At 62.0% G+C, this 24226-nt stretch carries 18 protein-coding genes and 2 pseudogenes; 7 read left to right on the top strand and 13 right to left on the bottom strand.

Translation table 11 applies throughout. The features are described 5' to 3' along the window. Positions 1–19 precede the first annotated feature (19 nt). The 4 genes from BDB13_RS25380 (at position 20) to BDB13_RS25365 (ending at position 3429) form a co-directional block, all read left to right on the top strand. The gene (locus BDB13_RS25380; protein WP_094274232.1) at positions 20–874 is read left to right on the top strand and encodes a PHP domain-containing protein; all 855 of its coding nucleotides are present in this window, start codon (positions 20–22) and stop codon (positions 872–874) included. Continuing rightward, the gene (locus BDB13_RS25375) at positions 874–1485 is read left to right on the top strand and encodes a MarC family protein (protein ID WP_094274231.1); all 612 of its coding nucleotides are present in this window, start codon (positions 874–876) and stop codon (positions 1483–1485) included. The genes BDB13_RS25380 and BDB13_RS25375 overlap by 1 nt, the downstream gene beginning before the upstream one ends. Then, entirely contained in the window at positions 1448–1891 is a 444-nt protein-coding gene (locus tag BDB13_RS33140) for a hypothetical protein (protein ID WP_254922953.1), read from the top strand. The genes BDB13_RS25375 and BDB13_RS33140 overlap by 38 nt, the downstream gene beginning before the upstream one ends. 344 nt (positions 1892–2235) lie before the next feature. Next, positions 2236–3429 (top strand): NAD(P)-dependent malic enzyme, encoded by a 1194-nt coding sequence (locus tag BDB13_RS25365; RefSeq protein WP_094274230.1) that lies wholly within the window; start codon positions 2236–2238, stop codon positions 3427–3429. Between the two features lie 71 nt (positions 3430–3500). Here BDB13_RS25365 and BDB13_RS25360 read toward each other — a convergent pair whose 3' ends face one another. Genes BDB13_RS25360 through BDB13_RS25345 form a run of 4 tightly spaced genes read right to left on the bottom strand, consistent with a single transcriptional unit; the run spans position 3501 to position 6958 of the window. Beyond that, positions 3501–4190 carry an ABC transporter permease gene (locus tag BDB13_RS25360; protein WP_094274229.1) on the bottom strand — a complete coding sequence of 230 codons (690 nt, stop codon included), beginning with the start codon at positions 4188–4190 and terminating at the stop codon, positions 3501–3503. After that, positions 4187–4870 carry an ABC transporter permease gene (locus BDB13_RS25355; RefSeq protein ID WP_094274228.1) on the bottom strand — a complete coding sequence of 228 codons (684 nt, stop codon included), beginning with the start codon at positions 4868–4870 and terminating at the stop codon, positions 4187–4189. The genes BDB13_RS25360 and BDB13_RS25355 overlap by 4 nt, the downstream gene beginning before the upstream one ends. Positions 4871–4875: 5 nt before the next feature. Beyond that, positions 4876–6021 carry an ABC transporter ATP-binding protein gene (locus tag BDB13_RS25350; RefSeq protein ID WP_094274227.1) on the bottom strand — a complete coding sequence of 382 codons (1146 nt, stop codon included), beginning with the start codon at positions 6019–6021 and terminating at the stop codon, positions 4876–4878. Positions 6022–6025: 4 nt separating this feature from the next. After that, positions 6026–6958 carry an ABC transporter substrate-binding protein gene (locus BDB13_RS25345; protein WP_094274226.1) on the bottom strand — a complete coding sequence of 311 codons (933 nt, stop codon included), beginning with the start codon at positions 6956–6958 and terminating at the stop codon, positions 6026–6028. Between the two features lie 173 nt (positions 6959–7131). Here BDB13_RS25345 and BDB13_RS25340 point away from each other — a divergent pair, with 173 nt between their 5' ends. Beyond that, complete coding sequence (locus BDB13_RS25340) at positions 7132–8022, top strand: ABC transporter substrate-binding protein (protein ID WP_254922952.1); 891 nt, start codon at positions 7132–7134, stop codon at positions 8020–8022. On the opposite strand, the pseudogene BDB13_RS25335 reads toward BDB13_RS25340, so the two are convergent. The 3 genes and pseudogenes from BDB13_RS25335 to BDB13_RS25325 all read right to left on the bottom strand — a co-directional run bounded on the left by BDB13_RS25335 (position 8016) and on the right by BDB13_RS25325 (position 11390). After that, positions 8016–8956: pseudogene (locus BDB13_RS25335) on the bottom strand (alpha/beta hydrolase). The gene BDB13_RS25340 and the pseudogene BDB13_RS25335 overlap by 7 nt on opposite strands. 29 nt (positions 8957–8985) lie before the next feature. After that, positions 8986–9816: an SDR family NAD(P)-dependent oxidoreductase gene (locus BDB13_RS25330; RefSeq protein WP_094274224.1), complete on the bottom strand. Its 831-nt coding sequence runs from the start codon at positions 9814–9816 to the stop codon at positions 8986–8988. Next, a complete protein-coding gene (locus BDB13_RS25325; protein WP_094274223.1) occupies positions 9813–11390 on the bottom strand; it encodes a flavin-containing monooxygenase in 1578 nt (525 codons plus the stop codon). Before BDB13_RS25325 ends, BDB13_RS25330 begins: the two co-directional genes overlap by 4 nt. A gap of 71 nt (positions 11391–11461) precedes the next feature. On the opposite strand from BDB13_RS25325, the gene BDB13_RS25320 reads away from it, so the two are divergent. Beyond that, positions 11462–12091, top strand: a complete 630-nt coding sequence (locus BDB13_RS25320) for a TetR/AcrR family transcriptional regulator (RefSeq protein ID WP_094274222.1) — start codon at positions 11462–11464, stop codon at positions 12089–12091. An 88-nt stretch (positions 12092–12179) separates the two neighbouring features. Here the strand turns inward: BDB13_RS25320 and BDB13_RS25315 are convergent, their stop codons facing one another. The 5 genes from BDB13_RS25315 to BDB13_RS25295 form a co-directional block, all read right to left on the bottom strand. Beyond that, positions 12180–15971, bottom strand: a complete 3792-nt coding sequence (locus BDB13_RS25315) for a multifunctional oxoglutarate decarboxylase/oxoglutarate dehydrogenase thiamine pyrophosphate-binding subunit/dihydrolipoyllysine-residue succinyltransferase subunit (protein ID WP_094274221.1) — start codon at positions 15969–15971, stop codon at positions 12180–12182. A gap of 175 nt (positions 15972–16146) precedes the next feature. Further along, positions 16147–19887, bottom strand: a complete 3741-nt coding sequence (locus BDB13_RS25310) for an ABC transporter ATP-binding protein (protein WP_094274220.1) — start codon at positions 19885–19887, stop codon at positions 16147–16149. Positions 19888–19925: 38 nt separating this feature from the next. Next, positions 19926–20723: an ABC transporter permease gene (locus BDB13_RS25305; RefSeq protein WP_254922951.1), complete on the bottom strand. Its 798-nt coding sequence runs from the start codon at positions 20721–20723 to the stop codon at positions 19926–19928. Then, positions 20720–21739: an ATP-binding cassette domain-containing protein gene (locus BDB13_RS25300; RefSeq protein ID WP_094274219.1), complete on the bottom strand. Its 1020-nt coding sequence runs from the start codon at positions 21737–21739 to the stop codon at positions 20720–20722. The genes BDB13_RS25305 and BDB13_RS25300 overlap by 4 nt, the downstream gene beginning before the upstream one ends. A 53-nt stretch (positions 21740–21792) precedes the next feature. Next, positions 21793–22554, bottom strand: a complete 762-nt coding sequence (locus tag BDB13_RS25295; RefSeq protein WP_094274218.1) for a hypothetical protein — start codon at positions 22552–22554, stop codon at positions 21793–21795. Positions 22555–22684: 130 nt separating this feature from the next. Here BDB13_RS25295 and BDB13_RS25290 point away from each other — a divergent pair. Next, positions 22685–23084, top strand: a pseudogene (locus BDB13_RS25290) (VOC family protein). A gap of 45 nt (positions 23085–23129) precedes the next feature. Here the strand turns inward: BDB13_RS25290 and BDB13_RS25285 are convergent. After that, a complete protein-coding gene (locus BDB13_RS25285; protein WP_094274217.1) occupies positions 23130–24200 on the bottom strand; it encodes a glutathione S-transferase family protein in 1071 nt (356 codons plus the stop codon). Between the last annotated feature and the right edge of the window lie 26 nt (positions 24201–24226).

Raw genomic sequence — 24226 nt, 5'->3', positions numbered from 1 at the left:
TTGCTGACAGACTGTAGCGGTGCGAATAGACCTTCACACCCATTCCAATGCATCCGACGGCACGGACACCCCCGCCGCTCTCGTGCACGCCGCCCGCGACGCCGGACTCGACGTCGTCGCCCTCACCGACCACGACACCACCGCCGGCTGGACGGAAGCGGCAGACGCACTGCCGGCCGGGCTCAGTCTGGTTCGCGGCATGGAAATGTCTTGTGAAGGACGCGGCGAAAGCGGCTGGCCGGTAGCGGTCCATCTGTTGTCGTACCTGTTCGACCCAACGCACCCCGAGTTCGCGAAAGAACGCGAACGGTTGCGTGGTGAGCGCGTCGAGCGAATTCGGGTAATGGCCTCCCTCATGGCTCGCGACGGCTTGCCCATCGATCCCGACCAAATTTTGGCGGACGCCGGGCCTTCCGTCGGTCGTCCCCATATCGCTGCGGCGCTGTTGAAAGCCGGAGTGGTCTCCAGTATCGGGGAAGCATTCACCGATCTGCTGTCCACTCGTGGGCGCTACGACGTCCCCAAATACGACACACCGATCGAATATGCCGTCGAATTGGTGGCCGCAGCCGGTGGCGTGACCGTGCTCGCTCACGGACGTGCACGCTCACGCGGCGGTGTCCTCGCAGTCGATCACATTCGCGACCTTGCCGGGTTGGGCCTCGGTGGCCTCGAAGTAGACCACCCGGACCATCGCAGCGAGGACCGCGCCGTACTCCGCCGTCTAGCTGACGACCTCGGGCTCGCAGTCACCGGATCGTCCGACTATCACGGTGAAAACAAGACGATCGGCCTCGGCGACGAACTCACCGACGAGGCAGAGTTCGAGAAACTGATTTCGGTGGCAACTGGCGTCGAGGTGCTTACGCGCTGATGCTCGATACCACGCTGTACCTCACCGTATTCATCACATTGTTTGTCATCATGGACCCGCCCGGTGTCATTCCGGTGTTTCTGTCCCTGGTTGGGCGCAAGAGCCGGGAAGACCGCAACCGCGCGGCCTGGCAAGCCCCAGCAGTTTCACTCGCCGTCATTTCCGTCTTCGCAGTCGGTGGGCAAGCGATCCTCAGCTATCTGCACATCGGCATCCCGGCACTGCAGGGCGCCGGTGGATTGCTGCTTCTGCTGATCGCTCTCGAACTACTGACGGGCAAGTCGTCGAATCGCCCGGAGGGTGCCGACGACGTCAATGTGGCCTTGGTGCCGTTGGGAACTCCCATGATGGCGGGCCCCGGCGCAATTGCCGCTGTCATCGTCTTCGTCGCTCAGGCCAACGGGGAGGCGGCGTCGTATCTTGCAATCGCCTTGGCGATCCTCTCCATTCACTTCGTACTGTTCATCGTTCTACGATTCTCGACGGTACTGATTCGTGTTCTCGGTGTCGGTGGAATCTCGTTGCTGGCTCGTATCGCCGGTTTGTTGCTCGCTGCCATTGCTGTTCAACTCATTGCGGAGTCGGTCCGCGGATTCATCGTGGGAGCGTGACGATGACAAAAGTAGCGACGGGTATAGCTCGCACGGCGAGGGTGGGTACGAACCGTACGGTGATGATAAGTACGACTACGACACGTACGACTACGACGACTACGACAGTTACGACGATTCCGACAAGCAGTGGGCTCTGATCCGTGGTCTCCGCGCACTCAGTGGCACTGTGGCGGCGGGGATCGTGGTCCTCACCATCGTCGTGGCCGCGTCGGCCTATCTGGGAAGTAGTCGAGGATTCCCCGGGCCGGGATCGGCGTCGATCACCGCACACATTGTTGCGTCAGTAGTGGCAGTGGCTGCGCAAATCATCTGTGACCGTCGGCGCGGGATCAGTGCGGTCGCAGCGTCTGTCGTCGTACTGGTGACGGCCGGGGCGCTACTGGTGACGCAGTGGTGGGGCTGAAAAGCGCATCGATCGAAATCGGGATTTGATTGTGTTCCGGAACAAGTGGCAAACTGGAGGGGCTTCGTAGGCGGCGCCACAGCCCGGCCACGAGGTACCGGTTGTCTCGACTTGTTTCGAGGAACCGAGATTGCATGGATCTGCCAGGGCTCACCCGCCCAACACCATGACGCTTCGGATGTAATGCGGCCAACTTCTCACGCACCCCGAATGCTCTGCCTTCTCTGTAGTCGTTTGCGGAAGAAACGTTCTCCGACCTTTGTTAACGTCCCGTTTACACGGTCGAATCGTTACTTCCCAGTAACCCAGACCCGAATGCGGCTGGACTAATCAGGAGTGTCATTGTGTCCCTTGTGACTGAAGCCATCAACGTACCCAAGGTCGAGCTGACCGACGAAGAAATCTTTGCCGCTCACGTCGGTGGCAAGCTCTCTGTCGAGACCACCGCGCCGCTCGATACGCAGCGCGCACTGTCCATCGCGTACACGCCGGGCGTCGCCCAGGTGAGCCGCGCTATCGCCGCCGACGCGTCCCTCGTGGACAAGTACACCTGGACCAACCGACTCGTCGTGGTTGTCAGTGACGGCACCGCGGTCCTCGGTCTCGGCGACATCGGCCCCCGCGCGTCGCTGCCCGTCATGGAGGGCAAGTCCGCACTGTTCAAGACCTTTGCCGGACTCAACTCCATCCCGCTCGTCCTCGACACCACGGACCCCGACGAGATCGTCGAGACTCTCATCCGTCTGCGGCCGAGCTTCGGCGCCGTCAACCTCGAGGACATCTCGGCACCGCGTTGCTTCGAGATCGAGAAGCGCGTCATCGAGGCTCTCGATTGCCCCGTCATGCATGACGATCAGCACGGCACCGCGATCGTGGTGCTGGCCGCGCTCATGGGCGCTGTCAAGGTCCAGGACCGCGACATCACCGCGCTGAAGATCGTTATCTCCGGCGCTGGTGCAGCCGGCGTTGCCTGCGCGAACATTCTGCTGGCCGCGGGCATCAAGGATGTCATCGTGCTTGATTCCAAGGGAATCATCTCGAACGAGCGTAATGACCTCAACGACATCAAGGCCGAGTTGGCTGCTCGTACCAACCCCCGTGAGGTGCACGGCGGCGCCGCCGGTGCTCTCGAAGGCGCCGATGTCTTCCTCGGCGTTTCGGCCGGCAAGATCCCGGAAGAGTTCATCGCTTCCATGGCTGCCGATTCGATCGTCTTTGCACTGTCCAACCCGGACCCGGAAATCCACCCGGAGACCGCAGCCAAGTACGCGGCCATCGTCGCAACGGGCCGCAGTGATTTCCCGAACCAGATCAACAACGTCCTTGCCTTCCCCGGCGTTTTCCGCGGCGCGCTCGACGCCGGAGCCCGTCGCATCACCGAAGGTATGAAACTTGCTGCCGCCGAGGCGATCCTGTCGGTGGTCGGCGACGAGTTGGCCGTGGACAAGATCGTCCCCAGCCCACTCGACCCTCGCGTGGCTCCCGCAGTAGCGGCAGCCGTCGCGGCCGCAGCGCATGCTGAGGGCGTGACCAGCTAAGAGGGACTACGGAAACCCCGATCGACAGCCCGCACACTTCGGCTGCCGATCGGGGTTTTTACGTTGGGTGGTTACAACCGCGCGAGATCCGGCGTACGACGCAGTCGCCCGGTTCCCGGAACGGACGCCCACACGACAAGTGCAAGAAGGCCGTCGACGACGAGTGCCAGCACAGCGACCAGTATTGCCCCGACCATGACACGGTCGTATTTGTAGAGCGCGATCCCGTCGAAGATGTACCGGCCGAGGCCCCCGAGATTGACGTACGCGGCAACCGTCGCGGTGGCGATGACCTGCAGGGTGGCATTGCGCAACCCACCCAGAATCAGCGGCAGGGCATTCGGAATTTCGACACGGAATAGCACCTGCAGTTCAGTCATTCCGACTGCTCGCGCGGCCTCTACGACGTCGCTGTCGACGTTCGCGATCCCGGCATAAATTCCCGCGAGTAGTGGCGGAATGCCGAGAATGACCAGCGCGAGGATCGGCGGCATCACGCCGAGCCCCATCAGCAGGACCAGGAATGTCAGCAGTCCCAGCGTGGGGATTGATCGAAGTGCGTTGACGAGGCTGACGACAACGATCTGGCCGCGGCGTAGGTGCCCGATGATCAGTCCGACGGGTACTGCGATCACTGCTGACAGGGCAACCGCCAGCACGCTGTACCAGAGGTGCTGCAGTATGCGGGTACCGATTCCGGTGGCGCCACTCCAATTCGCGGGATCGACTATGTAATCCCACGCGCCGGTGAAGATACTCATACCGGCTCTCCCTCGGCTGCGATGATTGCGGGTACCGGTGCGGCGGACGTTGTTCTGGTCCACGGAGTCAATCCTCTGCCGACCAGATACAGGATCAGATCGAGAGCCAGAGCCAAGACGACAATCGCGATGATGCCGGCAATGATCTGATCGGGATAATCGCGGTCGTAACCCTGTTTGAACAGAACACCCAGACCGCCGATCCCGATCAGTGACCCCACCGAAACCAGTGAAATGTTGGTCACCGCAATCACTCTGATGTTTGCGATCATCACCGGAAGCGCCAAGGGCAGTTCGACGGTCAAGGCTCGTCGCAGCGGTGTGAACCCGACGGCAATGGATGCGTCGATCACGCTGGCCGGCACCGAATCCAAGGCCTCCGGGACAGCTCGAATGAGCAGTGCCGTGGAGTACACGCTCAGTGCGATCACGACATTGAGCGGATCGAGAGTCTTGAGGCCGAAGACCTGGGGGATCGTGACGAACAGCGCGAGTGAGGGAATCGTGAAGGCAATACTCGCCAGGGTCAACGTGATTCGGCGCAGCCACTTGATATTGCGGATCACGGTTCCGACGGGAATCGCGATGATCAAGCCGATCAGCAGGGGGAGCAGCGCCAGATACAGGTGAGTTTCGGAGTAGTCGACGACCGTCGAAAAATTGTCGATGAGCCAGCGCATTCCGCCTACGCCCCGAATCCCTCGGTGAACGCGACTCGGTTGCGTTCTTCGTCTTCGCGTCGGCGTTGCTCGGCCAATTTGGACACCACTTCGGAGCCGAGAATTCCGCCGATGACCGCGCCGTCGGCATCAACGGCAACCCCGATCCCGGACGGGGACGAGATTGCCGCGTCGAGAGCCTGACGGAGGTCGCCGCCGGGTGCAAACAGGGAGCCGCCCGCCGACGTCGACTGGGCCAGTGTCCGTCCCGCACGCAGTCCCTCGACACCGGTGACGTCAATCCATCCTTTCGGTACGCCGGAATCGGTGACGACAAGTACCCATTCGCCCAATTCGAGTCGCAGAGACTTCAATTCGTTCTCGGTGGCAGTGCGGACGGAATGCACCGGCACTTCGTCGGCAGCGCGGAACGACAATCCGCGGTAGCCGCGATCGCGCCCGACAAATCCAGCCACAAAATCCGTAGCCGGAGCGGCCAGAACGTCACGCGGCCCAGCAACCTGTTGGAGACGCCCACCGGGACCGAATACAGCGATGTGATCGCCGAGTTTGACGGCCTCGTCGATGTCGTGGGTGACAAAGACGATGGTTTTCTTCAATTCACTCTGCAACCTGAGCATCTCGGTTTGCAGATCCTCGCGGACCACCGGATCGACTGCGCTGAACGGTTCGTCCATCAACAGAATCGGGGGATCGGCAGCAAGAGCACGAGCCACCCCCACCCGTTGCTGCTGTCCGCCGGACAGCTGGCCCGGATAACGCGTGGCGAGTGAGAGATCCAGCCCCACCCGTTCCAGGACACCGAGCGCGGCTTTGCGTGCGGCGCGACGAGATTCACCCCGAAGCATGGGAACGGTCGCGACATTGTCGATAACCGTGCGATGTGGAAGGAGCCCGGCATTCTGAATGACGTACCCGATGCCGAGTCGCAACTTCACGGCATCGGTCTGCGTGATGTCGCGGCCGTCGACACTGATCTTTCCCGCTGTGGGAGTGATCATGCGATTGATCATGCGCATGGACGTCGTCTTGCCGCATCCGGACGGGCCGACAAAAACCGTGAAGGATTCGGCCTCGATGGTGAGGTCTAGTCGATCTACGGCAATGGTGCCGTCCGGATACTGCTTCGTGACACCCTCGAAGGTGATCACGTGGCTACGCGACCGGCTTGTCGAGGCCCTGCGCCGCTATCCAGGACTTGGCTGCTGCAGCAGGTTCCGTCTTGGAATCACCCGACACGGACACGTTGAGCGCCAGCAGTTCCTCGGTGGTCAGTTTCGCCGAAACTGCGTCGAGAACCGCCGCGAGCTTGTCCGAGGACGCCGAGGCTCGCAGGACCGGCACGACATTCTGAGCCGGAAAGTTGTTCTTGGGGTCTTCGAGAACAACAAAATTGTTGGCCGGAATGGATGCCGACGCGGTGAAGATGTTTGCTGCAGTGACGTCGCCCGACGCCAGAGCCTTGACCGTTGTCGGGCCGCCGCCGTCGGCGATCGGAACAAAATTGGAGGCCGCGATGTCGAGGCCGTAGTTGGCCTTCAACCCGGGCAACCCGGCGGGCCTCTCCTGGAACTCCGCGGGAGCACCGAACTTGACCTCCGCAGAGTGAGGCGCAAGATCAGCAATGGTCTTCAGATTCCACTTGTCTACGGTTTCCTTGGTCACGACGACGGCATCCTTGTCTTGTGCCGAGGCTGGTGTCGTGATCACCAGTTCGCTGCCCAGAGCCGCCGGGAGCGCCGCCAGGACATCCTCGGAACTGGTTGCGGTCGCAGTGGGATCGAGATACTGCAGGAGATTGCCCGTGTAATCGGGGATGAGAGTGATCGACCCGTCCTTCAAGGCCGGAATGTACGCCTCACGACTACCGATGTTGAAGGAAGTCGAAACGTCGAAACCGTTGACCCGCAGCGCCTCGGCATAGATATTGGCGATGGTCTCCGACTCCGTGAAGTTCGCGGATCCCACAACGATGGTGTTGGGATCGGAATTGCTGTCGCTACTGCCGCACGCGGTGAGAGCAGCGAGTGACAGAACTGTTGCCGCCGCTACGAGCAGACGGCTGGAACGAAATCGTGAGGTGCGCATGGGCGTCCTTCCGTGTTTCGGGCGTCGACAACCACTCCCGTCGCGACGCAGCCAACCGAGTGGCCACATCAGGACTGGTTACCGCGCATCGCCTGGCAAGTGTAACGATAGGTACCGACACAACATGGGTTTCGATCAGTGAGATAAGAAATGTGAGGTTTTCGGTGGCGAGCGTGCGCACGAAGTTTTCGACTGTTGTTGCAGCAGTGCTGGTCCTGCCGATTCTGAGCGGGTGCACCGACAGCAGTTCCGTGACGGAGAGCGCGGGAAGTGCCGCTTCACAGACGATTGTGGTCGCGTCGGGGGCGTCACCGGAGAGTTCTGTGCTCGCGGAAGTGTACGCAACCGTGCTCGCGTCGTCGGGGGTGCCCAGCCGCGTCGAAATGCTCGGGGGAGATCGAAGCGAATCACTTGCAGCTCTCGATGCTGCCCGCGTGACGTTGGTGCCGGAATTCACAGGTTCGTTGCTGGCTCACTATGACCCGGCGAATGCTGCCCGATCTGCCGACGACGTCTTCGAGGCGCTGAGTCGTTCTCTGCCCGAGGGTCTTTCGGTATCCGACTACGCGAGCGCGGAAGACAGAGCTGTCGTGGCACTGGCACGCGATTCGGCAGCGGCCACCGGCGTGCGAACCCTCGAGGCATTCGCACCGTCCTGCGCCCACACCGTTGCCGTCGTATCGCCGCGATTTGTGGAAGACCGTGCGCCCGAACAATTGGCAGAAGGCGTGGACTGCACTTTTGCGCGCGTCGACGTCTCTGAATCAGCTGACGCGCCGGGGACTGCAGCATTGGGAACCACGGCGTTCGGAACCACAACGCTGTCGGCGCTCGCACAGTCCCACTCCGTCACAGTTCTGGCCGATGCCGATCACGTTCTGGCAGCACAGAATGTCGTTCCGCTCTTTCGCGCCGGCGCCTTGGACGATACAGCTGTCAAAGCGTTGAGCGTTGTCGCGGGCGAGCTGTCCACAACCGACCTGGCGGCAATGATCGAGCAGGTCAGAAGTGGTCAGGCTACGGCTAGCGCCGTTGCACGAACGTGGTGGGATACCCGTCAGTGAGGCGTCGCGTCAGCTGATGCGGTTGAACTGTCTTCGGTGTGACCAAGTTTCGATTCCAAGAACTGTCCGAGATCGGCCACGGCATCTGCGGCTTCCTTGACGAGCGACGCCTGTGCGTGCGCGACGTGCCACAATTTTGCGTATTCGACCAGTGAAACGTCGACGCCCGCGGCGACAAGTTTGTCGGTGAAAGCCACTACCTGTGGATACAGGACTTCTTCGCAACCGATGTGAATTCTTGTGGGCGGCAGTATTTCGAGGTTGCCGTGCATGGGTGCATATCCGGGATCGGTGCGGTCGCCGGTTCCCAGGTAGGCGTCGGCGGCATCGAACGACCAGGCTGTGTTGACCACCAGGTCGGCCTTCTTGCCGGCACTGCGATCGCCGGGGTCGACCCAGGGTGAGATCAAGGCGAGTGCACCGGGATGTACGCCGTGTCGTTCGATCAATCGAAGCGCGGTGGCCACAGCCAAACCGCCGCCGGCGCTGTCGCCGGCGATGGCGACACGCTGCGGTTCGTAGTCGAATTCGGTGACCAGTTGCATGTAGGCGGAGACCGCGTCGTCGAGAGCCGCGGGATACGGATTCTCCGGCGCCAGTCGGTAATCCAATGTGTAGACAGCACTGGAAGATTCGCGAGCGAGATGAGCGGCAAGAGATCGATGGGTGTTGGGGGAACCCAACGTGTAGGCGCCGCCGTGCAGGTAGAGGACAGCCGTCGGGCGTTCGGTTGCGCCCACCGTGATCTTTTCGGCGGGTCGGCAGGCCAGTTCCAGCGGGCGCACTACCGCGCCCGCCGGAACTTGCTGCAGCGGAGCTCCGGCCTCGAGCAAGATTCTCTGAATCCGGTACGGCAGCCGCGAATTGAAAGCGAGGCGAAAATACGGCTTCAGCAAAATGCGACTACGGGCAGCGGAAGAGTGAACGTGCTCACCGGCAGGGCTCCTGTTTTCTGTGAAAGTTCTAGCTGGACTTGGGCATCACGCGGCCGGCCACAAGGGCGACGATGCGCTGGTAACCCGAACCCATGAGCCGTACCCAGGCATCGAGCGCAATTGCGTCCATGCCGATCAAGACCCGTGCCTTGCTCTTGCGGACACCATTGACGATGGTCTTGGCAGCGTCTTCCGGGGTGGTTCGCGCGAGCTTACGGTCGAAGAATTCGGAGAACGCAGCGAGATCTTCGCCGGGGCCCGCAGTAGCGTTGCGGGCAATGGCGGTCTTGATTCCACCGGGATGCACACACGTCACCTTGACCGGATGCTTCGCGATCAGCATTTCCTGACGGAGCGACTCGGTGAAGCCGCGTACCGCGAACTTGGCTGCGTTGTAGGCGCTTTGGCCCGGCATCGACAGGATTCCGAACAAGCTGGACACATTGACGATATGACCGTCGCCCGAAGCGATGATGTGCGGCAGGAATGCTTTGGTGCCGTTGACAACTCCCCAGAAGTCGACGTCGATGACCCGCTCGAAGTCCTTGAATTCCGACTTTTCGAAGGTGCCATGGTAAGCGATGCCCGCGTTGTTGTAGATCTGGTTGACCTTGCCGTAGTGAGCGACAACCGCGTCGGCATAGGCTAAGACCGCTTCGCGTTGAGTGACATCAAGGTGATCGGACTTGACCTCTGCGCCAATGGCTTCCACCAGTCGAGCTGTCTCGGCGAGGCCGACTACGTCGACGTCGGAGATCGCCAATTTTGCACCTTGGCCGGCCAGATTGAGTGCGAGTGCGCGGCCGATTCCCGAGCCTGCTCCGGTGATGACTACAACCTTGCCAACAAATTCGCTCACTGTACTACTGCCTTCTCGTCGTCGAGGTCGATCGTGGAGGTGATGGTGGTTCCGGTGGCCGCCGGAAGGTCCGAGGTGCTGACACTACGGTACGCCGCCAGGTCGAAATACTGTGTGGCCTTGCGGAACTGGAACGTGAAGCCTGGCCACAGTGTGGTGTTGTTGCCATGCTTGTCCATGTACCAGCTGGCGCAGCCGCCGTTGCTCCAGACGCTCTTGGACATCGCAGCCTGCAGGTCCTTGTTGTACTTGTCCTGCTTGTCCTTGCGAACCTCGACGGTGCCGATGTCGTACTTGTCGATGGTGGCGATGGCGTCGACGAGGTAATTGATCTGTGACTCGATCATGAAGACCATGGACGAGTGGCCGAGGCCGGTGTTGGGGCCCACGAGGAAGAACATGTTGGGGAAGTTTGCAACCGCGGCACCCTTGTAGCCCTGCATGCCGGTCTCGTCGAAGACCTCGGCGAGCGAACGTCCGTCCTTGCCGAAGATTCCGGCGAAGGTGGGGGAGTCGGTGACGTGGAAGCCGGTGGCCACGACGATCGCGTCGATCTCACGGGTGGTGCCCGTTTTGGACACGATGCCGTTGGCGGTGACTTCCTCGATGCCTTCGGTCACCAGATCGACGTTGTCCTGGGCGAGAGTCGGGAAGTAGTTGTTGGAGATCAGCATGCGCTTGCAGCCGATCTGGAAGTTGGGCGTGACCTTCTTGCGAAGCGCCTTGTCCTTGATCTGGGCCTTGAGGTGACGCTCGGCAGCAAACTGCAGAGGCTTCATGAAAACCGGCGCTTTCGCGAGTCCGACAACCTGCGTCTCACGCATCCAGTAGATGCCCGTGCGGCACAGCTTCTGGAATCCGGGGACGTACTTGAAAGCTAGGTGCTCGAGCTTGGTGTACTCGCGGTCTGCACGAGGCAGGATCCACGGCGCGGTGCGCTGGTACACGTCGAGACGGGAGACCTTCTTGCCGATTGCCGGCACGATCTGGATTGCCGACGCGCCCGTGCCGATGACGGCGACGCGCTTGCCGGTCAGATCGGCGTCGTGGTTCCACCGCGAGGAATGGAAGATCTCGCCCTTGAATCCTTCGATGCCCTTGATGTCCGGCAGGGACGGCTCACACAGTGCGCCGACGGCTGAGACGACAATCTTGGCGACGAACTCACCCTTGGTGGTACTGACGTGCCACTGCGACGATGCTTCGTCCCAACGGGCCGAGACTACGTCGCAGTCGAAAATGTGCTTGTCCAATACCTTGTAGCGGTTGGCTACGGATTGGATGTACTTGTAGATCTCGGGCTGGGTGGAGAAGGAGCGCGTCCACTCGGGATTGAGCGCAAACGAGTAGGAGTACAGATGCGAGGGCACATCGCAGGCTGCCCCGGGATAGCTGTTGTCGCGCCAGGTACCGCCGACATCGCTGCCGCGCTCGACGACGACGTAATCGGTGATGCCGGCCTGGGCCAGTTTGATCGCCGCACCGAGGCCTGCGAAACCGCTGCCGATGATCAGTGTGTTGACGTAGCGCGTGTCCGCGGCAGATGCTGAAGTATCTGTAACTGGGAGACTCATGTAGGGAACGATAGGCCCTTATTGAGGAACGGTCAATAGCTTATTGACCAGTATTCAGTAGTCTGTCAATCATGGACGCAGCCAAGCGCACGCGACTGAGCCCCGATGAGCGCCGAGCTCAACTGATCGACCTCGGCGCTCGTATGTTGGCACAGCGACCACTAGAACAGATATCCGTCGAAGATATTGCCGATCAGGCCGGTGTCTCCCGGGGCCTGCTGTTCCACTACTTCGCGTCGAAAAGCGAGTTTCATCTGGCGATCGTTCGGCACACCAGCGGGCAGATGCTGAGCCGAACCGAGCCCACTGCGTCCGACAATCCGATCACGACACTGAGATCAGTCCTGGCGTCGTACGTCGACTACGTGAGTGAGAACCGAAACACCTACGTCTCGTTGCTGCGGGGGACTGCCAGCGGCGACCCCCAGATGCGTGAGGTGTTCGAGCAGACCCGCGACGTCATGGCAGCGCGCACACTCGAACAGTTGCCCAAGATCGGACTGACCAGCACCCCACAAGTGGAGCTTGCCGTGCGCGGCTGGATAGCCTTCGTGGAAGAGGCGACCATCAGCTGGCTCCGGGCGCCCGTCATCACCCGTGAAGAACTCATCGAACTCACAGTTCAAGCACTACCCGCACTCGCCGGAGCTGCCCTCGGATTCACTGCCGTGGCGGATCACCTTCCTCTGAGTGCAACCTGACACAGCGCACAACCTGACGTAGTGACAGAAAAGGCCGGGCCCCACACTCCTCTCGGAATGTGGGGCCCGGCCTTTTCTTGCAGAGAAATCAGTTGGTCGGCAAGAACGCCTCGTCGAGGATTTCCTGCTGCTCAACGGCGTGCACCTTGCTCGAACCCGAGGAAGGCGCCGACATCGAACGACGCGAAATGCGCTTGATGCCGCTCAAGGTATCAGGCAGCATCTCCGGCAGTGCCAGGCCGAGGAACGGCCAGGCACCCTGGTTGGCCGGCTCTTCCTGGACCCAGCGGAACTCGGTCGCGTTCGGGTAGCGGTCCAGAGTTTCCTTCAGACGACGCTTCGGCACCGGGTACAGCTGCTCGACGCGCACGATCGCGACGTCGTTGCGGTTGTCCTTGTGCTTCTTGGCCAGCAGTTCCCAGTACAGCTTGCCGCTGACCATCAGAACGCGCTTGACCGGATCGCGTGACTCTTCGCCGCTCTCGATGTTGGGCTCTTCGAAGACCGAACGGAACTTGCCCGTCGTGAAGTCTTCGATGTTGCTGACTGCAGCCTTGTTGCGCAGCATCGACTTGGGGGTGAAGACCACCAGCGGACGACGGATGCCGTCCAGGTGATGGCGACGCAGCAAGTGGAAGTAGCTTGCCGGCGTGGACGGAACGGCAACCGTCATCGAGCCCTCGGCGCACAGCTGAAGGAAACGCTCGATACGACCGGACGTGTGGTCCGGGCCCTGGCCTTCGTGGCCGTGCGGCAGCAGCAGCACGACGTCGGAGAGCTGGCCCCACTTGGCTTCACCCGAGCTGATGAACTCGTCGATGATGGTCTGAGCGCCGTTGACGAAGTCACCGAACTGCGCTTCCCAGAGCACGAGTGCATCCGGATTGCCGACGGAGTAGCCGTACTCGAAGCCCAGGCCTGCGTACTCGGTGAGAGCGGAGTCGTAGACCATGAACTTGCCGCCGTTGTCGGCGTTGGCTGCGATCTCGGCGATCGGGCTGTACTCGTTGCCGTTCTTACGGTCGATGAGCACGGCGTGACGCTGCGTGAAGGTGCCACGCTTGGAGTCCTGACCCGCAAGACGGATCAGTGCGCCCTGTTCGGCCAACGAGCCGAATGCGAGCAGTTCGGCGAACGCCCAGTCGACATGACCCTCGCGGGACATCTCGCGACGCTTTTCTGCAACAGGCTTGACACGCGGGTGGGTGGTGAAGCCCTCCGGAACGTTGACAAACGCGTCGCCGATGCGTGCGAGAACCTCGGGAGCGACAGCCGTGGTGAGGCGAGCCGGGGGAGTCTGGTCGAGTTCGACGGACTCCGACGGTTCGGGCTGGAACTTCTCGAGCTCACGAACCTCGTTGAAGACCCGCTCGAGCTGGCCCTGGTAGTCGCGGAGTGCGTCTTCGGCTTCCTTGAGCGAGATGTCACCGCGGCCGATGAGGGACTCGGTGTAGCTCTTACGAACGCTGCGCTTGGTGTCGATGACGTCGTACATCGCCGGCTGAGTCATCGAGGGGTCGTCGCCCTCGTTGTGTCCACGACGGCGGTAGCAGATGAGGTCGATGACAACGTCCTTGCCGAACTTCTCACGGAAGTCGACAGCCATCTGAGCAACCCAGACACACGCTTCGGGGTCGTCGCCGTTGACGTGGAAGATCGGCGAAGCGATCATCTTCGCGACGTCCGTGCAGTACTCGGACGAACGTGAATGTTCAGGCGCGGTGGTGAAGCCGACCTGGTTGTTCACGACGATGTGGACGGTGCCGCCGGTGCGGTATCCGCGCAGCAGCGACAGGTTGAGAGTCTCGGCAACAACACCCTGACCAGCGAATGCCGCGTCACCGTGAAGCATGAGCGGGAGAACGGTGAAGCCCTCTTCGCCCTTGTCGAGGATGTCCTGCTTGGCGCGAACCAGGCCTTCGAGAACCGGGTCGACGGCCTCGAGGTGCGACGGGTTGGCCGTCAACGACACTGCAATGTCGTTGTCGCCGAACATCTGGATGTACGTTCCGCTTGCACCGAGGTGGTACTTCACGTCGCCGGAGCCGTGAGCGGCAGCCGGGTTCATGTTGCCCTCGAACTCGGTGAAGATCTTCGAGTACGGCTTGCCGACGATGTTCGCCAGAACGTTCAGGCGGCCGCGGTGCGGCATGCCGATGACGACCTCGTCGAGCTGATGCTCGGCAGCCTGGTCGATCACGGCGTCCATCATCGGAATGACGGTCTCGGCGCCCTCGAGTGAGAAGCGCTTCTGGCCGACGTACTTGGTCTGAAGGAACGTCTCGAAAGCCTCGGCGGCGTTGAGCTTGCTCAGGATGTACTTCTGCTGAGCAACGGTCGGCTTGGCGTGACGAGCCTCGACGCGGTCCTGGATCCACTGGCGCTGATCCGTCTCGAGAATGTGTGTGTACTCGACACCGATGTGGCGGCAGTACGCGTCGCGCAGCACGCTGAGCACGTCGCGCAGCTTCATCTTGTCTTTGCCGTGGAAGCCACCGACCTTGAACTCACGATCAAGGTCCCAGAGCGTCAGGCCGTGGCTGATGACGTCGAGGTCGGGGTGGCTGCGGAACTTGTCCTTGACGAACTGCAAGGGGTCCGTGTCTGCCATGAGGTGACCGCGGTCGCGGTAGGCGGCAATCAGCTCGAGAACACGGGTGTTCTTGTCGACTGCACCTTCCGGCACGTCCTTGCGCCAACGAACCGGCTCGTACGGGTTGTTCAACGCGTGGAAGATCTCGTCGTAGAACTCGTCGCTGATCAGCAGGTTGTGGATCGTGCGAAGGAAATCGCCCGACTCGGCACCCTGGATGATGCGGTGATCGTAGGTCGACGTGAGCGTCATGAGCTTGCCGACGCCCATCTCGGCGAGCTTCTCGTCGCTGGAACCCTGGAATTCTGCGGGGTATTCCATCGCGCCGGCACCGATGATGGCGCCCTGACCCTTCATCAGACGCGGCACGGAGTGAACCGTTCCGATTCCGCCCGGGTTGGTCAGTGAGATGGTGACACCGGTGAAGTCTTCGCCGGTGAGCTTGCCTTCACGTGCACGGCGGACGACGTCCTCGTACGCGGCGTGGAACTGCACGAAGTTCATCGACTCGGTGTTGCGGATGGCAGCAACTACGAGTGAGCGGCTGCCGTCCTTGCCGGGAAGGTCGATGGCGAGCCCGAGATTGGTGTGCTCGGGTGTGATCGCGTTCGGCTTGCCGTTGATCTCGGCGAAGTGCCGGTTCATGTTCGGGAAGGCGTTGACGGCCTGGATGATCGCGTAACCCAGCAGGTGGGTGAACGAGATCTTGCCGCCGCGTGTGCGCGCGAGGTGGTTGTTGATGACGATGCGGTTGTCGAACATCAGCTTCGCGGGGATGGCACGAACGCTGGTTGCCGTCGGAATCTCGAGCGACGCCGACATGTTCTTGACGACGGCTGCTGCTGCGCCGCGAAGAACCTTGGACTCTTCGCCACCAGCCGGTGCAGCCTTGACCGGGGCGGCCGTTGCAGCCTTGACCGGGGCGGCCGGTGCAGCCTTGACCGGGGCGGCCGGTGCAGCCTTGGCCGGGGCTGCGGGTGCGGCTGCCTTGGGGGCAGGAGCCGCGGGTGCCGCGGCCTTCGGCGGAGCCGGGGGGACGGGCGGGGCGGATTTCGGAGCAGCCGGCGGAGCGAGCGTAGCTGCGGGTGCAGCCGCGTTGCCGTTTGTGGCAGTCCCGTTTCCACCTCCAGCCGTTCCACTACCCGGATTCGCCGACTCCGGCGAGTAATCGGTCAAGAATTCGTGCCAACTGGGATCCACGGACGACGGATCGTCCTGGAAGCGTTGGTACATCTCGTCAACCAGCCACTGGTTCTGTCCGAATTGGGATGTAGAACTGCTGCTCACGGCAGGTGTTCGCCTCGTTTCTATTTCGGTACCCGATCAGAGCGCCTATATACATGAGATTAGCCCGAGCGTGTGACAAGCAAATGTCCGGCACACGATTTGTGATCTGACTCACGGAGATGTGCAATTTTGCGATCACACATCGCCTCTCGGCGTACAAATCTGCTCTTCACTGTCACACGACGGGGTTTCCTTCGATGACAGTTCTCGCTGACAGATTATTCCCTTCGCGTGCCTGCGATGCATCCCAGAGTCGCGAGTAGTGACCACCGGCATACCGCAGGCGCGCGTGCGGGCCGCATTCAACGATACGTCCCCGGTCAACTACGACAATCAGGTCGGCACGGGCAGCCGTCGCCAGGCGATGTGCAACGACGACCGAGGTCCGTTTTCGGGTGACCGACCGGCTTGCCTCGAGAACCATCCGTTCGGTCGCGGGATCGAGTGTGGCTGTCGCTTCGTCGAGCAGCAGAATGTCTGGATCGACCAACTCGGCGCGTGCCAGTGCGATGAGTTGGCGCTGTCCCGCGGACAGTCCTTGCCCGCGTTCCCCGACCGGATGATTCATGCCGCCGCGCATTGCGGCGATCGATTGCAGCGCACCGACGGACCGGGCCGCTTGCTCGATGAGTTCGTGGGAGGCATCCGGCTTCCCGAACGCGATGTTTTCCGCAACGGTGCCGGTGAACAGATGAGCCTCTTGCGGTACGACGCCCAGTCGGCCGCGGAACTGCGAGAGGTGGAAGTTCCGGATATCGGTTCCGTCGACTCGGACGTAGCCGCTGCTCGGATCGTAGAACCGGGCCAGCAGTTTGACGACGGTGGACTTTCCGGCGCCGGTTCGACCGACGAGCGCGACGCTCGTCCCAGCGGGGATGTGCAGTTCGACATCGGTGAGTGCGTCGACGTCGGCGCCGGAGTACCGGAAGCCCACCTCGCTCAGATGGACGTCACCGTGGAGGCGTCCCTCCAGCGGGATGAGGTTGTTGCTGTCGGCGGTTTCGATGGAACTCCGGGTTCGGAGCAGATCGCCGATTCGCTTCAATCCGACGTTAGCCTGCTGGTAACCGTCGAACACCTGTGAAAGCTGCTGGATGGGTCCGAACAGCAAACCCAGATACAGAACGAATGCGATGAGCACACCGACCGACGTCGAACCGTCGGCTACCTGCCGGGCCCCGACGAAGACGACTCCTGCAAGCGCAATGTCCGAGAGGAAGGCGATGAACGGGAAGTACAACGAGATCGCACGTTGCGAGCGCATTCGTGATCGGCGATAGCTTTCGGACCGTTCCGCGAATCGTCGAGCCGCGCCCTCTTCGCGTCGGTAGGCCTGGGATGCCCGCAAACCCGTGATGTTCTCCTGGAAGTCCGCATTGACGACGGAAATTCGCTCGCGAGATTGGGTGTACGCCACCGAGGAGATTTTGCGGAAGATCACTGTCGAGACGATCAGCGGCGGAATCACGGCCAGCGCGACCAACGCCAGAGTCACATCGGTGACCAGGAGCGCGATCGAGATACCGCCGACCGTCAGGACGCTCACGATTGCCGTCGACATTCCGGTTTGGATGAATGTGGATAATGCGTCGACGTCAGTGGTCATCCGCGTCATGATGCGGCCGGAGAGTTCGCGTTCGTAGTAGTCGAGTCCGAGTCTCTGAAGGTGTGCGTAGCTGCGGACGCGAAGTCCGAACAGAACGCGTTCACCGGCACGAGCGGTCAGAACAGTCATCACGGCGACAATCACCCAGTCCACTGCCACCAGCAAGGCGCCGAGCACCGCTGCGATGGCAAGTGTCGAGGGGTTTTCGGTGACCACCCCGTGGTCGATTGCGTAACGGACCAGCGACGGGAACGCGATGGTTGCAGCCGAGTCGAGTGTCAGAGCTACGACTACTGCCAGGAGGATCCAGCGGACGGGCCGGAGGATGCGTAGGAGGGAGAACTCCGGATCGGATTCGCGCAGGCCCGTGGTTGCAATTGTGGGAACTTCCCGAGCCGGCGGTAATGCATCGACCGCAGCCTGCAACGACGGCGTGATTGCGAGAGGGGATTCGACGCTCGAATTCCCGGAGTTCGATACCGACGGCCATAACTGCTCGGAAGTGGGTTCGTGATGGTTCTTCTCAGGCTCGGGATGGGCGCCGTTGCCGTCGATGTCCGCGGGTGTGTCGCCGAGGGGCGAGAACAGCGTCCGAAAGAGTGCGCAGCGGGATTCCAGTTCGTCCACAGTGCCCGAATCGATGATCCGTCCGCCGTCCAGTACTGCCACCCGATCGGCGAGTGTGAGGGTTGATCGTCGGTGCGCGAGGATCAGCGTCGTCTGTCGGCGACGGGCTCGAAAGGCGTCGAAGATCGCGGCCTCGGTTGCGGCGTCCACGGCGGAGGTGGCGTCGTCGAGGACCAGTATCCGGGGGTTCACCAGGAGGGCTCGGGCAAGCGCGATGCGTTGGCGTTGGCCGCCGGAGAGTGTCAGACCGCGTTCACCGACGACGGTGTCGTAGCCGTCGGGAAGCGCTTCGATGAAGTCGTCGGCATGCGCCATCGCCGCGGCGGCCCGGATGTCGTCGTCGGACGCGTCGCTGCGACCCAACGCGATGTTGGACGCGATGGTGTCCGAGAACAGAAACGGTTCGTCGAAAGCGAGGCTGATCGCGGCGCGCAGTTGATCGCTTCGAAGGTCACTGATCGGTGGTGACTCCGTTGTTGCGTCGAGCCGGATCGAGCCTGATTCGGGCGCGTAGAACCGTGGGAGGAGGAGCGCAAGCGCAGTCTTTCCGGAACCGGAGGGGCCGACAACGGCGACGGTTTCGCCGGGTTCGATACGGAGGTTGAATCCGGACAGGACTTGGCGGTCGGAATCGAATCCGAAGGTGACGTTCTCGAACGTGACGCCGAGAGGACCGTCGGGGAGGTCGAGGGGATGCGGCGGGTCGGCGATGTCGGGCTGCGCGCCGATGACGTCGTAGACCCGTTCGACTGCGGCGCGCGCGAGTTGGGCCATCACGACCACCGAGGACAGTGTGCGGGTCACCCCGGTCATGGTCACGATGTAGGTCGCGAAGGCGAGGAACGTTCCGACGGTGATTCGGTCGTGGAGTGCGAGATAACCGCCGACCGCGATGACGGCGACCTGCCCGAGTTGGGGTAGTGCCGCCATCGTCGGAGTGAACTTGGAGTTGAGTCGTGCGACGCGCATCCGTTCGCTGTAAAGCGTGCGGCTGTGCTGCTCGAGCTGATCGATTGCCCGCTCTTCCTGGCCGAACCCCTTGACGACGCGGACTCCGGTGACGGTTTCCTCGACGTGCTGGGCGAGATCGGCAGCGCGTTGCTGGGCCGACCACGTGGCGGCGTAGAGCGTCGGGCGCATCAGGAAGACGACCAGGCCGACGGCCGGAATAATCGCCAGCGCGATGAGCGTCAGCAGCGGAGAGAGCCAGGCCATGATCCCGATGGCCAGTACGAATTGCAGCAATGCGCCTGCCGACATGGGAACCATTGCGAGCAGACCCTGGACGAGTTGGAGATCGGAAATCGAGCGCGAGACAACCTGGCCGGTGCGTATCTCGTCCTGCCCGCGGCCGTCGAGGCGCTGGAGCGAGCCGAGCAATGCGAGCCGTAAGTCATGTTGAACGTTGAGCGAGAGTCGACCGGCAAACATGCGGCGGCCGTACTGACAGGCGAAGCGCACGATCGCCAACGCGGCGATCGCCAGGGCGGCCAGCGTGATGACTTTTCCGGCGTTCTGTTCGTCCGCGGCATCGAGTGCGTAGCGAGTGAGCAGTGGGAAGGAAATGTCGATGGTTGCTGCCACGACCGTCACGGCGAGCGCGCCGATCGCTGTGCGGCGGTGAAGCCAGCAAGCGTGTACCAGTCGGCGTATCCAACCGGGGTGTGGTGTGGTCGTGTTCATCGCGATCCACCGTAGACCCGGGTGCAGACAGACTCCGCTCAGGTGATGTCGCGGGTCCTGATGCGTAGCCAGCCGGCGCCGGCGACGAGGACAACCCAGGCGATCAGGAACATCGGCGCACTCGGCCAGGCCGTAAACCAATCGAGCTCGACCGACGGTCCCGCATTCACGATGGTGCCGATGGCCGCCGATCCCGGCAATGCGGTTCCGATCCCGTCGGCACCGACAGCACCCAGCAATGCTCGGAGAATCCACTCGCCGAGCAGGAACCACAGTGTCACCGGCAGCACGCCGGCCATCGCGGAACCGGTGAGCAGAGTGAAGCCGGCTCCGATCAGGGCCCACAAGGCGCAGGCGAGAACGCCCGCACCGCAGATGGCGAACAGGTCGGTTGTGAAACCGAAGTCGCGATTGAACAAGAACATCGCGCCGATAGCCACGACTTGCACGGCAAGCGCGTAGCCGACGGCGAACGCCGCGATGACACCCAGCTTGGCTGCAATCACGCCGTCACGCCCGTGCGCGGTGAGGAACGTGGTGGTGAGAGTTTTGTGCGTGAATTCGTTTGCAACAGTGACCGCGCCGAAAATTATCGCGAAGACGAGGGCGACGACCGAGGATCCGGCGAGCACGATTGCCGTCGACGCAAGATTGACGTCGAAGGAAGCGTCAGCTGAATCCGCAATCGACTGAACCAGCGGTCGAGTGATCGAACCGGAAACGAAGGCAATGACGACAGGCGCCAGTGCGAGCGCCCACCAGGTGCGCAGGGTCAGAACCTTCTTCATTTCAGCCTGAACGAGAGTCGTCACCGTTGCCCTTCCGAGGGTCGTCACCGTTGCCCTCCCGAGGGTCCGTATCCAGTTGGCCCGAAGTATCCGGACGGGGGACCGTACTGCACCGGAGGTGGGCCGTATCGGACAGGGGCGACGGCAAATTGTGGTGTGGTCATCGAAATGAACAGTTGCTCGAGATCGCCGTGATCGGTGAAAACGTCGAAGATGGTCACTCCCGAGGCAGCCGAAACGGGCACCATCGCGGAACTGTCGGTGCCGCTGATCGCGAGTCTTCCGTCCTGCATTATTTGTACATCGGTGATTCCGCGGGCGGCCAGGGCGGTCGCGAACAGGGGCGGGTTCGAGCAGGCAACGACGAGTCGGCTTCGACGCGACGCGCGGAGGCTGTCGATGCTTCCTTCGTAGGCCAGGGAACCGGTATTCACGACGACCACGTGGTCGATCATCGCCTCCACTGCGCTCAGGGTCTCGCTCGATATCAATACTGTTCGCCCGGATGCGGCGAACGTCTGTAAGAACTGACGCAGCCAGGCGATGCCTTCGCGGTCGAGTCCGCGGACGGGTTCGTCGAGTACCAGAATTTCCGGATCACCGAGCATTGCGGTGGCAAGTGCCAGTCGTTGCTTCATACCCAGCGAGAACAATGCGGTTTTGCGATCGGCGGACGACTCGAGTCCGACCAACGCCACAACCTGCGCGGCGCGCGTTGCCGGCATTCCGATAGCCGCGGCGTAGATCTCGAGATGTGCACGCGCAGTCCGGGCGGGATGGATGCCGCCAGTGTCGAGAACTGCTCCGACGGTGCGGGCAGGCGACGGTAGTCGCGACAGCGGCAGGCCGTTGACGGTCGCGGAGCCTTCGGTGGGTGACACCAGGCCGAGCAGCATGCGCAGGGTGGTGGTTTTTCCGGCACCGGTGCGCCCGAGGAAACCGGTGACGGAGCCTGCCGGGGCGTCGAAGCTGAGATCGTTGACTGCCCGCACCGTTTTGAACGTCTTGGTCAACCCTCGAATTTCGATGGGCGCGGAGGCTCGCCCCGATGCAGTTCTGGTCAAAGCTGCTCCTGCGTCGACGGCTGTTATCTGTTCCGAGCGTACGGCCCGCGAGGTTATCTACGGAGTACCCGTGCGGTGTCGGTGCCGTCGGAGGTAAATGGATCGTCGGCAGGCATGACGATCAGGTGATCGGTCCACCTCGTGGGTGCCGGACCGAATGCTTCGCGCGCATTCTTGACGACGCCCTTGCCGATCACACGATTGCCGGCGCCGCCGATGACGGCGCCGATACCCGCGGGGATCAACTTCCCGAGGATGAGTGCGCTGCGCTTGGCGGCGTATTTTGTCACGAACTTGCGCACCAGTGTGCTGTTCATTCCGCGCATGGTGGATCCGGGGATTTTGCTGGTGATGGCCGTGCCCCAGTTCTTGGCGGTCACACCGGTTACTTTCTGGACGATTTCCATGCCCGATTCACCGAGCGCGACGGCCAGTACCAGGGCCCGTCGTTGCTGGTGATTTTCGACTGAGATGCCGTGGACCGAGGCAACAGCGAGAGTGAGGAGCGCCGATGCTTCGAGGAAGAATGCGGACTCCGCTCCGACGGCGGCGATAGACGCAACTGTGCCGACTCCGGGGACGGCCGCGGTTGCTCCGACGGCGCTGCCACTGCCGGTCACCGCGAGGAGGAACATCTTTTCCATTCGGGTGACGATCTGAGCGGGGGATTCGTCGGGATGTGACCTACGGACGTGATTCACGTACTTGGCGACGGCCGGAGCTTGGAGTCGGCTGCCGTTGTCGAGAACGGCGACGAGGATCTTTTCGATCCGTCCGGCGTCGTTGGTGATCACGGTGTTCGTCGACTTGGCCATCGCGCTGCCCCTCCGCAGGTGTCCTCCTCGGAATCGAGTGGGACTTCGCTTTCGAGAATAGGGGAAGTTTCCGCCGCGGAGCGGGTGGTACCTGTCATACACCCGGATCCGAGACAACCAGGAGAACACCATGAGTGAGACTTCGAATGTGCCGAGTGCAAAGATTTGGCCGACATTGCTGTACGCCGATGCCCGTGAAGCCATTCGATTTCTCGTGAGGGCCTTCGGTTTTGCGGAGAAGGCCGTGTACGGCGACGGTGATGTTGTCGATCATGCGCAGCTCGATTGGCCTGGCGGCGGCGGGATCATGCTGGGCTCTCCGCGCGAAGATTCTGCGATCTCGGGACTTCCGGTCGGCGTGGGATCGGTGTACATCGTCGTAGGTGATGCCGACGCACTGCACGATCGAGCAGTGCGTCGGTGCCACGATCACGCAGGGGCTTCGCGACGAGGACTACGGTTCACGTGGTTTCACGTGTCGTGATCCGGAGGGCGTGTATTGGAGTTTCGGAACGTACGCGGGGGAGTAGAACTCGACATTGCTCGATGTGTCGCGTTATCGCGTTGCCCAGAGTTTATCGCGTTGCCCACTGCTCCGGCGGCACGATTTCCGATGGAATGGGCGGATGCGGCGCAGTGCCGTTCCCGAACGGGCGGCCGCCTAGTTGTTCGCGGCCGTGCGGTTCGAGCCAATGCGTCAATTCCGGTCCCTTGGGCACGATTTGGGTGGGATTGATGTCGGAATGAACGATGTAGTAGTGCGCCTTGATCTGGGCGAAGTCGATGGTGTCGCCGAAGCCGGGGGTTTGGAAGAGATCGCGGGCGTAGTCCCACAGCACCGGCATTTCGGTGAGTTTGCTTCTGTTGCACTTGAAGTGGCCGTGGTAGACGGGGTCGAACCGTACGAGCGTGGTGAACAGCCGGACATCAGCTTCGGTGATGGTGTCACCAACCAGAAAGCGTTGTTGTGCAAGACGTTCCGTCAGCCAGTCCAGTCGGTTGAACAGCTGGTCGTACGCCTTCTCGTAGGCTTCCTGTGACCCGGCGAAGCCGCAGCGATAGACGCCGTTGTTGACGTCGCGGAATACGAGGTCGGCTACTTCGTCGATCTCGGCGCGCAGGGTTACCGGATACAGGTCGGGTGCCCCCTCACGGTGGTATTTCTTCCATTCGGTGGACAGATCCAGCGTGATCTGCGGATAGTCGTTGGTCACCACTTTGCCGGTGGAGATCTCCACCATGGCGGGCACCGTGATGCCGCGAGGGTATTCGGGATCGCGCGCCAAATAGGCGTCTTGCACTCGGGGGATTTTCAGGACCGGATCGATACCGCCGGGGTCGAGATCGAAAGTCCAACTGCGCTTGTCGTGGACGGGGCCGCAGATACCCATCGACAGAACATCTTCCAGACCGAGGAGTCGGCGGACGATGATCGCACGATTGGCCCAGGGGCACGCGCGTGCGACGACCAGGCGGTAGCGCTCCGGTTCTACGGGGTACCCGTCGCGGCCGTCCTCGGTGATGCGCGTCGGGATGTAGTTGGTGTCGCGCTTGAATTCGCGGCCGCCCTCGACATAGGTCGCGCTGGAAGGGTCGTAAGTCGCACTGGACGGTTCGTACGCGGCACCGGAAGATTCTGATTCCATGAAAGTCTCTTTTCCTCGAGGGTGCC

The organism is Rhodococcus sp. OK302, from assembly GCF_002245895.1.
Taxonomy (GTDB): domain Bacteria; phylum Actinomycetota; class Actinomycetes; order Mycobacteriales; family Mycobacteriaceae; genus Rhodococcus_F.
Note: the sequence above shows the minus strand (reverse complement) of the source record. Positions and strands in the feature narration are given on the sequence as shown.

Excerpts from the sequence above, each read along its gene's own strand:
- BDB13_RS25375 (WP_094274231.1), top strand. The coding sequence starts at position 874 with ATGCTCGATACCACGCTGTACCTCACCGTATTCATCACATTGTTTGTC.
- BDB13_RS25360 (WP_094274229.1), bottom strand. The coding sequence starts at position 4,190 with ATGAGTATCTTCACCGGCGCGTGGGATTACATAGTCGATCCCGCGAAT.
- BDB13_RS25355 (WP_094274228.1), bottom strand. The coding sequence starts at position 4,870 with ATGCGCTGGCTCATCGACAATTTTTCGACGGTCGTCGACTACTCCGAA.
- BDB13_RS25345 (WP_094274226.1), bottom strand. The coding sequence starts at position 6,958 with ATGCGCACCTCACGATTTCGTTCCAGCCGTCTGCTCGTAGCGGCGGCA.
- BDB13_RS25325 (WP_094274223.1), bottom strand. The coding sequence starts at position 11,390 with ATGAGTCTCCCAGTTACAGATACTTCAGCATCTGCCGCGGACACGCGC.
- BDB13_RS25320 (WP_094274222.1), top strand. The coding sequence starts at position 11,462 with ATGGACGCAGCCAAGCGCACGCGACTGAGCCCCGATGAGCGCCGAGCT.
- BDB13_RS25310 (WP_094274220.1), bottom strand. The coding sequence starts at position 19,887 with ATGAACACGACCACACCACACCCCGGTTGGATACGCCGACTGGTACAC.
- BDB13_RS25295 (WP_094274218.1), bottom strand. The coding sequence starts at position 22,554 with ATGGCCAAGTCGACGAACACCGTGATCACCAACGACGCCGGACGGATC.
- BDB13_RS25285 (WP_094274217.1), bottom strand. The coding sequence starts at position 24,200 with ATGGAATCAGAATCTTCCGGTGCCGCGTACGAACCGTCCAGTGCGACT.